11 protein-coding genes and 1 pseudogene are annotated in these 16,005 nt (G+C 71.9%); 7 read left to right on the forward strand and 5 right to left on the reverse strand.

The window, feature by feature from the left end; all coding sequences use genetic code 11:
• Positions 1 to 128: 128 nt before the first annotated feature.
• Complete coding sequence (locus ACZ59A_RS15145; protein WP_470958406.1) at positions 129 to 1,385, forward strand: amidohydrolase; 1,257 nt, start codon at positions 129 to 131, stop codon at positions 1,383 to 1,385.
• 12 nt (positions 1,386 to 1,397) lie between these two features.
• Here ACZ59A_RS15145 and ACZ59A_RS15150 read toward each other — a convergent pair whose 3' ends face one another.
• The 3 genes and pseudogenes from ACZ59A_RS15150 to ACZ59A_RS15160 all read right to left on the reverse strand — a co-directional run.
• Complete coding sequence (locus tag ACZ59A_RS15150) at positions 1,398 to 2,834, reverse strand: amidase (RefSeq protein WP_470958409.1); 1,437 nt, start codon at positions 2,832 to 2,834, stop codon at positions 1,398 to 1,400.
• A gap of 212 nt (positions 2,835 to 3,046) precedes the next feature.
• The gene (locus tag ACZ59A_RS15155) at positions 3,047 to 3,463 is read right to left on the reverse strand and encodes an AbgT family transporter (RefSeq protein ID WP_470958411.1); all 417 of its coding nucleotides are present in this window, start codon (positions 3,461 to 3,463) and stop codon (positions 3,047 to 3,049) included.
• Positions 3,464 to 3,470: 7 nt separating this feature from the next.
• Positions 3,471 to 4,316 (reverse strand): annotated as a pseudogene (locus tag ACZ59A_RS15160) (amidohydrolase family protein); the annotation flags it as partial.
• Positions 4,317 to 4,368: 52 nt separating this feature from the next.
• Here ACZ59A_RS15160 and ACZ59A_RS15165 point away from each other — a divergent pair.
• The 4 genes from ACZ59A_RS15165 (at position 4,369) to ACZ59A_RS15180 (ending at position 8,455) form a co-directional block, all read left to right on the forward strand.
• Positions 4,369 to 5,505: an Lrp/AsnC family transcriptional regulator gene (locus tag ACZ59A_RS15165; protein WP_470958414.1), complete on the forward strand. Its 1,137-nt coding sequence runs from the start codon at positions 4,369 to 4,371 to the stop codon at positions 5,503 to 5,505.
• 202 nt (positions 5,506 to 5,707) lie between these two features.
• Positions 5,708 to 6,955 carry an extracellular catalytic domain type 1 short-chain-length polyhydroxyalkanoate depolymerase gene (locus ACZ59A_RS15170; protein ID WP_470959654.1) on the forward strand — a complete coding sequence of 416 codons (1,248 nt, stop codon included), beginning with the start codon at positions 5,708 to 5,710 and terminating at the stop codon, positions 6,953 to 6,955.
• 96 nt (positions 6,956 to 7,051) lie between these two features.
• Positions 7,052 to 7,840, forward strand: a complete 789-nt coding sequence (locus ACZ59A_RS15175; protein ID WP_470958417.1) for a 2-keto-4-pentenoate hydratase — start codon at positions 7,052 to 7,054, stop codon at positions 7,838 to 7,840.
• A gap of 483 nt (positions 7,841 to 8,323) precedes the next feature.
• Positions 8,324 to 8,455 (forward strand): hypothetical protein, encoded by a 132-nt coding sequence (locus ACZ59A_RS15180; protein WP_470958419.1) that lies wholly within the window; start codon positions 8,324 to 8,326, stop codon positions 8,453 to 8,455.
• Positions 8,456 to 8,471: 16 nt separating this feature from the next.
• On the opposite strand, the gene ACZ59A_RS15185 is transcribed toward ACZ59A_RS15180, so the two are convergent.
• Both ACZ59A_RS15185 and ACZ59A_RS15190 read right to left on the reverse strand, forming a co-directional pair.
• Complete coding sequence (locus ACZ59A_RS15185) at positions 8,472 to 9,071, reverse strand: tellurite resistance TerB family protein (RefSeq protein ID WP_470958421.1); 600 nt, start codon at positions 9,069 to 9,071, stop codon at positions 8,472 to 8,474.
• 175 nt (positions 9,072 to 9,246) lie between these two features.
• The gene (locus tag ACZ59A_RS15190) at positions 9,247 to 10,242 is read right to left on the reverse strand and encodes a helix-turn-helix transcriptional regulator (protein ID WP_470958423.1); all 996 of its coding nucleotides are present in this window, start codon (positions 10,240 to 10,242) and stop codon (positions 9,247 to 9,249) included.
• Positions 10,243 to 10,343: 101 nt separating this feature from the next.
• Here ACZ59A_RS15190 and ACZ59A_RS15195 point away from each other — a divergent pair, with 101 nt between their 5' ends.
• On the forward strand, positions 10,344 to 10,922 hold the full coding sequence (locus ACZ59A_RS15195; protein WP_470959656.1) for a DinB family protein: 579 nt from the start codon (positions 10,344 to 10,346) through the stop codon (positions 10,920 to 10,922).
• Between the two features lie 93 nt (positions 10,923 to 11,015).
• Positions 11,016 to 15,998, forward strand: coding sequence for a type I polyketide synthase (locus ACZ59A_RS15200; RefSeq protein ID WP_470959657.1), 4,983 nt, complete (start codon positions 11,016 to 11,018; stop codon positions 15,996 to 15,998).
• The last annotated feature ends 7 nt before the right edge of the window (positions 15,999 to 16,005 follow it).

Below are 16,005 nucleotides of genomic sequence, written 5' to 3' on the forward strand. Positions count from 1 at the left end.
AGCCGTGAACAATCCCTGCCTTCCGGCAGGCGGTACGCCGCCGTACATCCTGGTGACCGGGACGTCTAACCTCGGCTCCGGGCGGCCCCGGACGGGTGGCCGCGCACCGAGGGAAAGGGAGGCCACTGGTGGACTTTGAGCAGCTCGTCGCGTTTCGCCGAGAACTGCACCGGAACGCGGAGCCCGCGTTCGTGGAGATCGGTACGGCGGCCCGCATCGAACAGGCCATCGAAGGACTGCCGATACGCGTCCTCACGGGGAGGGCCGCCCAGGATCTCTCCGCCGTCGTCAACTTCCCGTCCCCGGAGACCCTGGACGTATGGGCGGCCCGCGCCGTCGATTCGGGCGTTCCGGAGGAACGGGTCCGGTACTTCCGGGAGAACGGCACCGCGCTGGTCGTCGATCTTGAGGGCACCCGTCCCGGGCCGCGCTGGGGGCTCCGGGTCGACATCGACGCACTGCCCATGCGCGAATCGGCCGATGCCGCGCACTTCCCGGTGGCGAACGGGTTCGCCGCCACGAACGGCGCCATGCACGCGTGCGGCCACGACGCCCACGCCACCATCGGCGCCGGACTGCTGCACCGGCTGGCGGACCGTGACTTCGCGGGCTCGCTGCGGATCCTGTTCCAGCCCGCCGAAGAGGGGGTCCGGGGAGCGCAGACAATGATCGAAGCTGGGGTGGCCGACGAGATCGACCACATGCTCGCCGTGCACATGGCCGGGGACATGGCCGTCGGCGGCGTCGTGGGGAGCTTCACCGGCGGCCTGGCCACCCGAAAGCTGAAGGTCGACTTCGAGGGCAAGGCGTCCCACGCGGCCGGTGCGCCGGAATCCGGCCGCAACGCGCTGCTCGCGGCGGCCACGGCAGCGCTGGGCATCATGGGAATCCCGCGCTTCAGCGCCGCGGACACCCGGCTCAACGTCGGCACGCTCGTCGCCGGTGACGGAGTGAACATCGTGCCCTCCTCCGCGGCGATGACCTGCGAAGTCCGGGCGACCGACGACGACATCGTGGACGAGCTGGTCGACCGGGTCCGGGCGGTCGTGGAGGGCGCGGGTCTGGCGCAGGGGGTGCGCACGAACGTCGCGGTGATGGGCCAGTCCGCCACCGTCGCCCCGGACGACGAAATGATCGACCGCATCGTGGAGGTGGCCACCGCCCACGACGATGTCACCGAGGTCATCCGGACCCGGGCGTTCGCGGGCAGCGACGACGCCAACCTCCTCATCAGGCATGTCCAGCGGCGCGGGGGCAAGGGGGCCTATCTGATGGTGGGCGCGGGCAGCCCGGGGCCCCACCACAGCGAGACCTTCGACATCGCGGAGGAGACGATCCCGACCGCGATCGACATCCTCGCCTCGCTGATACGTACGCACACGTAAGGGAGGCGGCGGTCAGAGCCGGGAGGCGGCGGCGAAGACCGGTGGGCGGCACGCGGCCCAGGGCCGTTCCGCCTCCAGCTGCGCCGCCACGCCGACCAGCAGGTCTTCCCGCCCGTACGCCGCGGCCAGCTGGACGCCGATGGGCGTACCGGACGCGGACAGGGCCGCCGGTACCGCGATCGCGGGCTGACCCGTGGTGTTGAACGGCGCGGTGAAGGTGAGCACGTCCACGGACTTCTGGAGGCCGTCCGGTTCCCGCCACGGCCACCCCACCGGTTTCGGCGGGGTGGCGAACACCGGGCTCAGCAGCAGGTCGTACCCCTGCCACCACCGGGCCATGCGCGCCCTGAGCCCGTCCTGCCAGGACAGGGCGTCGGCGAGCTCCAGCCCCGTGATCTCCCGTCCGCGCCGCACCCAGAACCGGGTGACGGGGTCGAGGTCGCCGGGCCCGGGACGCTCGCCGAGTTCGCTGGTCAGCGCCTCGACGCTCTGCGCCGCGGTGACGCTCAGCGCGTCGAAGAACGCCGTGAGGCACCGGGGATCCAGCATGGCGGCGGGATGCGCCTCTTCGACCGCGTGCCCGAGCCGTTCGAGGATCCGGGCCGTGTCGAGTACGGCGTCCCGCACCGCGTCCACGACCTGAGGCGCGTGGTCGGGCGCGTGCGCGAGCACACCCACCCTGAGCCGCCCCGGCTCCCGGCCGACCAGCCCGCTCAGGCCACCCGGCGGAAGGGGCGCGGGGCCACCCCGGTCCCCGGGCGCGCCACCGCTGACCGCGTCGAGCACCGCCGCCGTGTCGCGGACGGTCCGGGTGACGACGGCCGGGACGCTGTGGCCCCAGCGGCCGGACGTCCCCGGTCCCGCGCTGACGCGCCCCACGCTGGGCTTCAACCCGACCAGATGGCAGAACGCGGCAGGCATCCGGATCGAGCCGCCGCCGTCCCCGCCCTGCGCCACCGGCACCATGCCCGCCGCCACCGAAGCCGACGCACCGCCCGACGAGCCACCCGGTGTCACCTCGGTGTGCCACGGGTTGCGCGTCACCCCGTGGAGCCGGCTCTCGCTGACCGAGACGAGGCCGAACTCGGGAGCCGAGGTCTGGCCGACGACGATGAAGCCCGCCTGCTTGAGCCGCCGGTTGACCACGGAGTCCGCGCGGGCGACCCGGCCGTGCCGGGCCACCCACGCGGACCCGAAGGTGGCCGGGTCGCCTTCGCTGTCGCTGAGGGACTTCGTCAGCGTGGGCACTCCCGCGAAGGGGGCGTCCCGGCGCACCCGGTCCGCCTCGGCGAGCGCCCGCTCGTACCGCCGGTGGGTGATGGCGTTGATCCGGGGATCGGTCGCCTCGACGCGCTCGATGGCGGCCTCGACCAGTTCGCGCGGGGAGACCTCGCCCCGCCGGACCAGGTCCGCCTGGTCCAGTGCGTCCATCGTGGCCAGCGTGGTCATGCGGTTCTCTCCTGATTCGCGGGGACGGCGGAGGGGCGGTCAAGCGGACCGGTTCACTGAGCGGACCGTATGCATGGCAGTAGGTGCCGTACGGGCATAGCTTCCCCGCGACGACCGACGACGGAGGCGCCATGTCCGACACCGAGCGGGTGCGGTCGGCCGGTCGTGTAGCGGAGCCACTTCGGATCGAGGCGTCACGTCATGCCGTGGGGTCACTTCAGGCCGATGTGCGCACCGGGTCCCAGCGGCAGCCCGAACCCGTAGAACACGCCCAGGATCGCCAGCCACACCACCAGGAACGGCACGGCGAAGACCGAGAGCCGGGCGATGAGGGTGCCCAGCCGGGCCTCGGGCTCGTACTGGCGGAGCATGGCGAGGATGACGAAGAGGTACGGGTTCATCGGCGTGAGGATGCCGGTGGCGGAGTCGCCGATACGGAACGCCGCCTGGCTGAGCGCGGGGCTCATCCCGAGCAGCATGAACGCCGGGACGAAGATGGGCCCGGCCAGGGACCACAGGGCGGAACCGGAGACGATGAAGAGGTTGAGGCAGGCGGTCAGCGCGACGAACGCCACGATGGCCCAGAAGCCGGTGAGCCCGATGGAGTTGAGGAACGCCGCGGACTTCACGGCGAGCGCCGCGCTCGCCCGCCAGCTCCAGCGCCCGGTCGTCCAGCCCGTAGCCGTGCTCGATGCTGGTGACGCCGCCGCGGATGGCGTTGAGGATGCCCGCGGTGCCCTGGGCGTGGGCGGCGACCGGCTTGCCGCCGTGCCGCCGCGCCTCGTCCACGACGGCGCGTATCTCCTCTTCCAACAGCCCTTCGTCCTCGGGCTGGTCGTACGGGCTGGCCATGCCGCCGGTGGCGCAGATCTTGATCACGTCGGCGCCCGCGCGCAGCACCTTGCGTACGGCGAGGCGGGATTCGTCCACGGTGTCCGCGAGATGGGCCATCTCGCCGCCGGTGAGGTCGGTGCCGTCGGGCAGCCGGAAGTCGGAGTGGCCGCCGGTGTGGCCGATGATCGCCACGGCCGTGTGCAGCCGCGGGCCCACGATCCGTCCGCTCTCCACCGCCGTACGGAAGCCAGCCGACAGTCCGCCCAGGTCACGGGCGGTGGTGATGCCCGCGTTCAGGGTCTGCCGCAGCCGGGTGACGGTGTCGAGGGTGACCAGCACCGGATCGAGTTCGCCACGGCGGCCGGGGTGGGCCCGGTGCGCGTACGCGAGATGGACATGGCAGTCGAAGAAGCCGGGCAGCACGGTGCGGCCGCCCGCGTCGATCTCCCGGACCGGGGACGCGCCCCCGGCCGTCGGGGGAGCCGTCGCGGCGGGCCCGGCGTAGGTGATCGTTCCCTCGGCGTCGGCGGTGACGACGGCGTCGTCCACGGGAGACGCTCCCGTGCCGTCGATGAGCCGGGCGTTGTGCACGCGCAGTGCGGTCCTGGCGGTCTCGTGCGTCGCGGCGTCCGTCGTGGCATTCGTCATGGCGGGCGTATTCACTCCTCCGTCAACTGGAACAAGTAAGGGCAGTGTGCGAATGGAGAAGAAGGGCCGGCGCGGCGATGCAGCTTTGAGCCGCGATTCCCGGGAAACCCGCAGGAACGCGCCTCCTCAGGCGGCGCCGAATCGTGCCGCGACGGAGCTGGACGAGCTCGACCGCAGCATCGTGCACGCCCTGCAGATCCACCCCAGAGCCCCCTGGAGGCTCGTCGGCGACGTGCTGGGAGTCGACCCGGTGACGGCCGCGCGGCGCTGGCAGCGTCTGGCAGACGCCGGACTCGCCTGGGTGACGGCGCATCCGAGACTGGCCAATTCCCGGGTCGTGGCGACCGGCGTCATCGAGGTCGACACCGAGCCCGGCATCGCGGCGAACGTCGCCCACGCCCTGGCGGCGGACCACGCGATGGTCAACGTCAAACTCACCTCCGGCGGCCGCGATGTGATCGCCGAGGTGCAGGTACGGGACCTCAACGAGCTGCTGGGCCTGACCGCACGGCTGTTCCAGGGGATGCCCGGGGTGCGGGCGACGCGGGCCCACATCTCCACCGGCATGCCGACGGAGGGCAGCCGGTGGCGGCTGCGCAGCCTGGACGGCGACCAGTGCGCGCGCATGGACGCGGCCGCCCTGCCCCCGCCGGTCCGGCCGGGGAGCGAGGCCGCCGGGGGCTGGGACGCGCTGGACGCGCGGCTCCTCGAACTGCTCGGCGCCGACGGCCGTATGTCGATGCGCAAGCTGGCGGCGGCTACGGGAGTGGGTCTGACCACGGTGCGCCGCCGACTGCAGTCGCTGTTCCCGTCGCGGGTGAGCCTGCGCTGCGACCTCGCCCGCTCGCCCTTCGGCTGGCCGCTGTCCGCGGTCTACTTCGCGTCCGTACCGGCCCAGCACCTGGAGGAGACGAGCCGCGTGCTGTCCGGCTTCCGCGAGGTCCGTGCGTGCGCGATCATGGCGGGTCCGCACAATCTGGTGATCGACGTCTGGCTGCGCGAACTGGGCGACGTCCACGCCTTCGAGGCGCATCTGGCCCGGCGGCTGCCCCGCCTGACCATTGACGACCGTTCGCTGGTCCTGCGCACGGTCAAACACATGGGGCGGCTGCTCGACGAGGACGGCCGCTCCGTGGGCATCGTCCCGCTGCCGTGTGGGGTGCCACCTGCCGTGGGAGCGCTTCCATGACGGTCGTGTTCATGCCACGATGCTGCGCGGGCAGGCCGCGTACGGAGGCGCATCGCGGCGGCGTGTCCTGGTCACGATCGATCCGCAACCGCGATCAGGAAGGGATGAGGACGTGTCCCCATCGACCCGCACCACCCCGCGACGATTACGGCGTCCGGTGCTCGTCGCCCTCGTCGGAGCGCTGGTTTCGCTACTCGCGGTCATGCTGCTGGGCGCGCCCGCGGCCTCGGCCCGTACGGCGGTTTCCGGTACGGCGCCCGCCGCTGCGAAGGCCCCCACCGCTGCCCTGACCGAGATCAAGAACTTCGGCACCAACCCCAGCAATCTCCAGATGTACCTGTACGTCCCGGACAACGTCGCCCCCAACCCGGCGGTGGTGGTGGTCGTGCACTACTGCACGGGATCCGGGCCCGCGATGTATTCCGGCACCGAGTTCGCCTCGCTGGCCGACCGGTACGGCTTCATCGCCGTGTACCCGTCCGTCACTCGCAGCAGCAAGTGCTTCGACGTCTCCTCACCGCAGGCGCTGCGCCGCGGCGGGGGAAGCGATCCGGTGGGCATCAAGTCCATGGTCGACTGGACGGTCCGTACCTACGGCGCCGACGCCAGCAGGGTCTTCGCCACCGGCACCTCCTCCGGCGCGATGATGACCAACGTCCTGCTGGGCGACTACCCCGATGTGTTCGCGGCGGGCTCCGCGTTCGCGGGCGTGCCGTTCGCCTGCTTCGCCACCACCAACGGGTCGGAGTGGAACAGCGACTGCGCGAACGGCACCATCACCCGCACCCCGCAGCAGTGGGGCGATCTGGTCCGCGGCTCCTACCCGGGCTACAGCGGGCCCCGGCCGCGTATGCAGCTCTGGCATGGAACGCAGGACGACATCCTGCGCTATCCCAACTTCGGGGAGGAGATCAAGCAGTGGACGAACGTCCACGGAGTCAGCCAGACCCCGGCCCGCACCGACTCCCCCCAGTCCGGCTGGACCCGCACCCGCTACGGCTCCACCGGTGACCGGGCCGCCGTCGAGGCCATCAGCCTGCAGGGCGTCGGCCACAACCTGATGACCAGTGGTATGGCCGCCCGTGTGATCACCTTCTTCGGCCTGGACAGCAACGGCCCCGGGCCGCAGCCCCAGCCGGGCGCCTGCCGGGTGTCGGCCACCACCAGCGCCTGGAGCACCGGCCTGACCGGCTCCGTGACCGTCACCAACACGGGCACGAGCACGCTGAACGGCTGGCAGTTGGGCTTCACCCTGCCCTCCGGCCAGACCATCACCGGCGGCTGGGGCGCCACGTACAGCCCCGCGAGCGGAGCCGTGACCGCCACCAACGCCGCCTACAACGCCACCCTCGCCCCGGGCGCGAGCGTCACCATCGGCTACCAGGCCAATCACACCGGCGGTACGGGCGCTCCCGGTGCCTTCACCCTCAACGGACAGGTGTGCACCTGACCTGCGCGTTGTTACGGTGAGCCCGATGGTGATGTTCGGGCGGCACGCGCGGCTCGTCCACGACGTGGCGAGCCGCATGGCAACGAGGAGCACGGGATGACCCTGACCGACGCACAGCGCGAGGAAGCGGGCCGACTGCTGCGGGAGGCCGAGCGGCGCGTGGCGCCGATCGACCCGCTGTCGGAGCTGATGCCCGGCCTCGAAGTGGCCGACGCCTACGCCGTCCAGCGGGACAACGTCACCCGGCGGCTGGCCGCCGGTGCCACGGTCGTCGGCCACAAGGTCGGGCTGACCGCGGCCGCGATGCAGCGGCTCCTCGGCGTGGACGAGCCGGACTTCGGTCATCTGCTGGACGACATGGTCCATCGCGACGGCGGCTCGGTGCCCGCGGCGCGCTACTGCGCGCCGCGCATCGAACCGGAGATCTGTTTCCGGCTCGCCGAGCCGCTGCGCGGACCGGGCGTCACCGTCGACGACGTCCTCGCCGCCACCGAGGCGGTCGCTCCAGCCCTGGAGATCGTCGACAGCCGGATCCGCGACTGGAAGATCACCCTGGCCGATACGGTCGCCGACAACGCCAGCTCCGCCGGTCTGGTCCACGGCGCCTGGACCCTCCTGGCCCAGGCGCCCGACCTGGCCGCCGTCCGGGCCGACCTGCTGGTCGACGGCGAGGGGGTCGCCTCGGGCAGCGGCAGCGAGGTGCTGGGCCACCCCGCGGCCGCGGTCGCCTGGCTGGCCAACACCCTCGCCGAGTTCGACACCGCCCTGGAGCCCGGGCACCTGGTGCTGCCCGGCACCATGACCGGCGCCCCCTTCGTCAGCGCCGGCCAGCGGATCGAGGCCCGCTTCAGCGGCCTCGGGCCGGTGTCGGTGACCTTCACCTGAGGCTGCCGCCCTCCGACGCGGGCGGCTTCGTGTTTCCCTCGCCGGTGGATGTACGAGACGTACGGAGACCGCGAGGTGCTCGCCGAGAATCACCGTCGGCTCCGGCCACTCAGTGACCACCGGACCGTGTGAGGGCAACCCCCTGCGCATTCCTCGGTCGTCGGCGGGACGTGGCGAGCGCCAGGAGCGCGGAGAGCGCGATGAGCGCGCAGACGGCACCCCAGCCCCACTGCACATAGGCCCGGGTGCCGAGCCACGATCCGGCGCTGCCGCCAAGGAACGAGCAGGTCATATAGCCGGTGTTGAGGCGGCTGCGGGCGTCGGGCCGCAGGGCGAAGATGCGGGCCTGGTTGGCGACCTGGCCGCACCCGCCACTACCAGGACAAGATCCATGCCGCCGAGTCCGGCGGTCAGGGCGGTGACGCGGGGGACGCGCGCACCCGCGTGTTCTTCACGCTCGCGCTGGCCGGGTGGAGTGTCGCCATGCCTCAGCTACGGCGCATGGTCCTCGGCCCCGACCACAGCCTGGACGACCTCCGCACGGACGTCGCCGAAGCGGTGCGGACCCTGTCGGCAGGCCCCGGGAAACCCGGGGCCCAGCAGACGGGGGGTTGAGACTCAGGGGGGAGACTCAGATGCCGAACTCCGTGGGCGGGATCCCGAGCGCGGCGCATGCCTCGTGGATGGCCTGCTGTTCGGACGGCTCGATGTAGCCGTCGGCCCCGGCGATGACGATGCCGGTCTGGATGACCGCGCGGGCCTCCGTCGGCTTCTTGGCCGCCTTGGCGATCACCTGAAGCGCCTCGGTCTTGCCCAACTGGAAGTTGGCCACGAGCCGGTCCACGTTCTTGTTGAACGCCTGGCGGAGCTGGTCCGCCGGGAAGTTCTGCAGGACGTCGTTGGTGGTGATGAGCTCCTCGACGCGCTGCCGCTCGGCCGGTTCGACATGACCGTCCGCCGCGGCCACCAGCGCGCACATCGCCATCGTGGCATCGCGGTAGGCGCCGCTCTTCAGCTCCGTCTTGACCGACGCCAGCTGGGACTTGAGCAGTCCGACCAGCTGCGCCTTGGAGCCCCCGGAGGACGAGCCGGACCCATGGCCGCCGGGCTGCCCCTGCCCGTAGGGGCCACCGTGCCCCTGCTGACCCTGCCCGGAACCGCCCCGTCCCCGAGCGCTCTGGGACTGCTGGAGGTTCTTGGCCTGGTCCTTGAGCCGGTCCCACATTGCCATTGGTGCCACCTCGGCTTCTGTTGCTGCTTGTCCGGTGCTGCTCGTCGGTCGTGCTGCTTCGCGGTCTGTTCAAGGTGAACGCTACCGGCGGCCACCGGGTTCCCGAAAAGCAAAGCCAACGTAAAAGATACGGCTCACGAGCCCGCGACCGACACACCCCGGCGGCCGAACGGTGTCACGAACAGGCGTCCGTGTAGCGGCGGGCCAAGTGCGCGAAGGCGGACTTCAGCCCGGCCGGGCCGACGACCTCGATGTCGGCGTCGAACCTGCCGACGTCGGCGGCCAGACCGATCCATGACCACGAGCCCAGCACAAGACGGCAGCGGTCCGGGCCGAGGGGCTCGACAACACCGTCGCGGAGGTGACGGGACACGTCGGCGGCGGGCAGCCCGAGGATCACCTCGCCGCGGCAGGGCCAGTCACCCGAGCCGTCCGTGCCGCGGAACCGGGCGGCCACAAAAGCGGCCACGTCACCTCCGGGCAGTTCACGCGGCGCGAAGCGGGGCCCGGTCGGGGTGCGCGGGGTGATCCGGTCGGCGCGGAAGGTGCGCCAGTCCTCGCGATCGAGGTCCCAGGCGACGAGATACCAGCGCCGTCCCCACGTGACGAGGTGATGGGGCTGCACCCGGCGCGGCGCAGCCGGTACGCCGCCGTCGGCCACCTCCGGCGCCTCCGGCGCGGACACCCGGGCGTAGTCGAAACGCAGCACCTCGCGCGCGTGGACGGCCGCGCCGAGCGCCACGAGCACGCCGCCGTCGACCCGCGGTTCGGGCCGCACCGAGGGCCGTTCGACGGCGGTGACCTCCAGCGCGTCGATCCGGTGGCGCAGCCGTGCGGGCATGACCTGCCGGACGGTGTTCAGCGCGCGCACCGCCGCCTCCTCGATACCGGCACCTGAGGTGGCGGCGATCCGGAGGGCCACGGCCAGCGCGACGGCCTGCTCGTCGTCGAACAGCAGCGGGGGCAGCGTCGTGCCCGCGTCGAGCCGGTACCCGCCGTCGGGCCCCTTGAAGGCCACGATGGGATAGCCGAGTTCGCGCAGGCGGTCCACATCACGGCGTACGGTGCGCGGGCTGATCTGAAGCCGCTGCGCCAGCAGCGCCCCCGGCCAGTCGCGGCGCGCTTGGAGCAGCGAGAGCAACGACAGCAGTCGCGCGGAAGTCTTCGGCATGGCCCCCATGGTGCCGGGAGAAGCGGACACACCCTGACCGCTTCCGCTGCGACGGTTCTCCTGTGCCGCACAGCCACAACAACGCGAAAGGCCCGAACACCGTGACCGTCACCGCCACATCCCCCGCAACCCTCGACGCCGAGCGGACCGACCTGCTCGCCGCGCTCGCCACCGCGCGATCCGCTCTCACCCACACCACCCGCGGCCTCCGCGACGAGCAGGCCGGTGAGCAGCCCACGGTCAGCACGCTGTGCCTGGGCGGGCTGATCAAGCACGTCGCGTCCATGGAGGAAACGTGGATGCGCTTCGTCATCGAGGGACCGTCGGTGATGCGCTACGACCTGCCCGACGGTGTCACCTGGGCCGACATCGTGGCCGGTACCGCGAGTGAGTTCCCGCAGTGGATGATCGACCACCAGAGCGAGTTCCGGATGCTGCCCGGCGAGACGCTGGCCGGGCTCGTCGAGCAGTACGAACAGGTCGCCGCCCGCAGCGAGGACATCATCGCCTCCGTCCCCGACCTGTCGGCGACGCATCCGCTGCCGGAGGCGCCCTGGAACGAGCCGGGTGGGGTGTTCAGCGTCCGCAGGGTGCTGCTGCACATCATCGCCGAGACCACCCAGCACACCGGACACGCCGACATCCTGCGCGAGACGCTCGACGGCCAGAAGTCGACCTGACGGGACCGACGGGGGCGGGCCGACAGGACTCGTCAGTGAGCGAAGAGGCACCGCGAGGTTAGGGGCGATCAGGGGTTGGGGGCCCCTATCACCCTGCGTAGCGTTCCCGGCAAGCGCGCGTCGCAGTGTCGGGCGCCTTTTCGACCCGGGGTGGCTGTGGTGGGCAACCAGGAGAAGCTTCTCGACTACCTCAAGCGCGCGACCACGGACCTGCGCGCTGCCCGCAAACGCATCGCGGAGATCGAACAGCGCGACCGCGAGCCGATCGCCATCGTCGCCATGGCGTGCCGTTATCCGGGCGGGGTGGACTCGCCCGAGGGGCTGTGGCGGCTGGTGGACGGGGGCGTGGACGCGATCTCGGAGTTCCCGGCCGACCGTGGCTGGGGCGTCGAGGACATCTACGACCCCGAGCCCGGCAAGCCCGGGAAGACCGCCGCCCGCGAGGGCGGATTCCTCCATGACGCGGGCGAGTTCGACGCCCAGCTCTTCGGGATCAGCCCGCGCGAGGCGACCGAAACCGACCCCCAGCAGCGATTACTCCTCGAAGTGTCGTGGGAGGTGCTGGAGCGCGCCGGAATGGATCCGCTGTCGCTGAAGGGCAGCCCCACGGGCGTGTTCGCCGGGGTCATGTACCACGACTACGCGCGAGGCAGCAACGGCGGCAGCATCGTCTCGGGCCGGGTGGCCTACACCCTCGGCCTCGAAGGCCCCGCGGTGACCGTGGACACGGCGTGCTCGTCGTCGCTGGTCGCCCTGCACATGGCGATGCAGTCGCTGCGTACGGGGGAGTGCGCACTCGCGCTCGCGGGCGGGGTGACGGTGATGTCGACCCCCGAGATGTTCATCTACTTCAGCGAACAACGCGGTCTGGCGACGGACGGCCGCTGCCATTCCTTCGGCGCGGCGGCTCATGGCGTCGGCTGCTCCGAAGGCGCCGGGGTTCTCCTGCTGGAACGCCTGTCGGACGCCCGCCGCAACGGCCATCCGGTGCTGGCCGTCATACGGGGGAGCGCCCTCAACCAGGACGGCGCAAGCAACGGCATGTCGGCCCCGAACGGCCCGTCCCAGCGGCGCGTGATCCGGCAGGCGCTGGCGAACGCGGGGCTGTCGGCGGCCGATGTGGACGCGGTCGAGGCGCACGGTACGGGGACGACGCTGGGCGATCCGATCGAGGCGCAGGCGCTGCTGGCCACGTACGGGCAGGACCGTGCGGAGCCGCTGTGGCTGGGGTCGATCAAGTCCAACATGGGCCACACCCAGGCCGCTTCGGGCGTGGCCGGGATCATCAAAGTGGTGCAGTCGCTACGGCATGGTGTGTTGCCGAGGACGCTGCATGTGGAGGAGCCCACGCCGCAGGTGGACTGGTCGGCGGGCAATGTCCGGCTGCTGACCGAGTCGAGGGAGTGGCCGCGTGGCGAGCGGCCCCGCCGCGCGGGCGTCTCCTCGTTCGGGATGAGCGGGACGAATGCCCATGTGATCGTGGAGGAGGCACCCCAGGTCGAGGACGAACCCGAGGAGCGCCGCGAGCTGCCGGTGGCGCCCATCGTCGTCTCGGCCGCAACCGCCGAGGCGGTTCAGGTGCAGATTCGGCGGGTCCGTGCGTTCGCGGCTGACCACGATGAGCTTGATATGGCGTTCTCGGCGGCGACGGGGCGTGCCGCGCTTGAGCATCGTGCGGTGCTGGTGGGGTCGGAGACGGTCAGCGATGTGGTGGCGGGCGGGGTCGGGAAGGTCGCGTTTCTGTTTACCGGACAGGGGAGTCAACGCCTGGGGATGGGGCGGGAGTTGTGTGACACGTTCCCGGTTTTCGCGGCGGCGTTCGATGCGGTGTGCGAGGCGTCGGGGCTGCCGTTGCAGGAGGTGATGTGGGGTGATGACGAGGCGGCGTTGCACCGTACGGAGTTCACTCAGCCCGCCATCTTCGCGCTGGAAGTGGCGCTCTATCGGCTCCTTGAGTCCTGGGGTCTTCGGCCCGATCTTCTGGCCGGTCATTCGATCGGTGAGCTGGCGGCGGCGCATGTGGCGGGTGTGCTGAGTCTGGAGGACGCGGCGCGGTTGGTGGTGGCGCGTGGTCGGTTGATGCAGGCGTTGCCGTCGGGTGGGGCGATGGTGGCGATCCAGGCTACGGAGGATGAGGTCGCGCCGCTGTTGGCCGGTGAGGTGGGGCTTGCGGCGGTCAATGGTCCGTCGTCGGTGGTGGTGTCCGGTGCGGAGGATGCGGTGGCGGCGGTGGTCGAGCGGTTCAAGGACCGTAAGACGAGCCGTCTGTCGGTCTCGCACGCGTTCCACTCGCCGTTGATGGACCCCATGCTGGAGGACTTCCGTAAGGTCGCGGAGAGCGTGGAGTACCGCGAGCCGGTCGTCCGCTTCGTCAAGGATGTGGCGTCGGCGGAGTACTGGGTGCGGCATGTGCGGGAGGCGGTGCGGTTCGCCGATGACGTACGGCAGCTGCACGCCGAGGGCGTGACCCGGTTCCTGGAGATCGGCCCGGATGGTGTGCTGACGGCGATGGCGCAGCAGTCCGTCGAGGGCGTGATGGCGGCGACGCTGCGGCGGGATCGTCCTGAGGTGGAGGGTGTGTTCGCCGGGGTCGGGCGGTTGTATGCGGCGGGTGTGGCGGTGGACTGGGCTCAGGTCTTCGCGGGGCGCGGGGCGCGGCGGGTGGAGTTGCCCACGTACCCCTTCCAGCGCAAGCGCTACTGGGCGATCGAGCAGCAGACGGCCCTCGTCGGGGCCGACTCCGTCGACCATCCGCTGCTGACCTCGATGGTGGAGCTGCCCGAGGACGGCGGGGCCGTGTTCACCGGGCGGGTCGCCCTCGGCTCCCACCCGTGGCTCGCCGACCACGACGCCCTCGGCGCGGTGGTGGTGCCCGGACAGGTGTTTCTGGAGCTTGCTCTGTTCGCCGCCGAGCGGACGGGCCGGGGCCGGGTCGAGGAGCTTGATCTCCACGCGCCGCTGGTCATGACCGACCCCGGGGACGTCATGACGCTGCGCGTGATGGTCGGCGCGGCAGGGGCCGTGAGCGTGCACGCGCGGCGCGACGACCGGACGGCCTGGGTGAAGCACGCCACGGGTGTCCTGGCCGCCGAGACCGACGCCCCCTCCTGGCCGCGCGATGAGGCGACGTACGCCGCGGTGCTCGACGCCGCCGCAGAGGCCGCCGGGCTGCGTACCGATGGCGAACCGATGCTCGCCCACGCGTGGCGCGGGGTCTCGGTGCGCGTCGATGAGGAAGAGGGTCCTGTCCTGTCGGTGGAGTCGGCCGGGACACGTGCCCTCTCCACGGAGGAGGTGCGGGCCCGCACCGGGGGCCGTGAATCGCTCTTCCACGTGGAGTGGATCGCCGCCCCATCGGCGCCACCTGTGGAGCCCAGCGCTGACCTGGTTTATGAGTGCCCGCCGGTGGCGGATGCCACCCCGGAGGGGTTCCGTGCGCTGACCCGTGACGTGCTGTCCGCCGTCCAGAAGTGGCTGACCGATGAGCAGGCGGAGTCCGCCAGGCTCGTGGTCGTCACACGTGGCGCGACCGATGGCACCGATCTGGCGCATGCGGCGGTGTGGGGGCTGGTGCGCGCGGCGGAGGGGGAGTATCCGGGCCGGTTCGTCCTGGTCGATCTGGACGCGGACGCCGACGCCGCATTGCCCGAGGAGGCGTTGCGCCTCGGCGAGCCCGAGATGGCCGTTCGCGACGGCCGGATCCTGGTGCCACGGCTGGCTCGCGTCCCGGCGCTCGACGGTGCCCCCTCGTGGGGCTCGGACGGCACGGTCCTGATCACCGGTGGCACGAGCGGGCTCGGCGCGCTGACTGCCCGTCAGCTGGTTGGCGAGCACGGCGTCAAGAGCCTGCTGCTGACCAGCCGCCGGGGCATGGACGCGCCGGGTGCGGCCGAACTGGTCGCGGAGCTGACCGCGTTGGGCGCCGCGGTGGAAGTGGCAGCGTGCGATGTCGCCGACCGGGACGCCGTGGCCGCGCTGCTGTCCACGCGCCGCCTGACGGGCGTCGTGCACTCGGCCGGGATCGTGGACGACGTACTGCTCGGGGCGTTGACCCCCGAGCGGCTGGACGCGGTGATGAGGCCGAAGGTGGACGCCGCCTGGCATCTGCACGAACTCACCCGCGACCACGACCTCTCGGCGTTCGTGCTGTTCTCGTCCGTCGCGGGCACGCTCGGCGGCGCCGGACAGGGCAACTACGCCGCCGCGAACGCCTGGCTGGACGCGTTCGCCCGGTATCGCCACGCCCGAGGGCTTCCCGCGCTGTGCCTGGGCTGGGGGCCATGGACCGAAGCCGGGGGCATGGCCGACCGGCTGGACGAGGCCGAGTTGCAGCGGCTCCGGCGTACGGGAATGCCACCGCTGTCCCCCGACGAGGGGCTCGCCTTGCTGGACGCGGCAACCATGCCCGGGCGGCCACCCGCCACGCTTCCGGTCCGGTTCGACCTGGCGGTGATGCGTACACAGGCCGAGACGGGGACACTTCCCGCCCTGTTCGGCGGGCTGGTGCGCGCCCCGGCCCGCCGCGCGCCGTCCGGCAGGGCGTCGCTGGAGCGGCGGCTGAACGGGCTGAGCGGGGCGGAACGCGAACAGCTCCTGCTGGGGCTGGTACGCGGCCACGTCGCGCGGATCCTGGGACACGACGGTGTCGAGGAGGTGCCGCCGGACCGTGCGGTGAACGAGCTGGGCCTCACCTCGCTGGGCGCCGTGGAGCTGCGTAACGCGCTCAACGCCGAGACCGGTCTCGCGCTGCCGCCGACCCTGGTGTTCGACTACCCGACACCTCTCGCCGTGGCCGGTCTCCTGCTCGAGAGCTACCGGCCGGTCGAGGCCGACCCCGCGGCGCCGCTGCTGGCCGAACTGAGCCGCCTGGAGGCCGCCCTGACCGCGCTCGCGGCGGACGACGACGCGGCTCATGCCAAGGTCGCGGCCCGGCTGGAGGCGGTGTCGCGGCGGGCGCGGGACGCCCGGAGCGGCGTGGTGGCGGACGCCGGGCCGGACGGCGCCCCGGCGCCAGCCGCCGATGCTTCCGACGACGAGCTGTTCGAGGCGCTGAACAAGGAACTGGGACTGTCCTGACGGACAC

The organism is Streptomyces sp. NPDC040405, assembly GCF_055595765.1.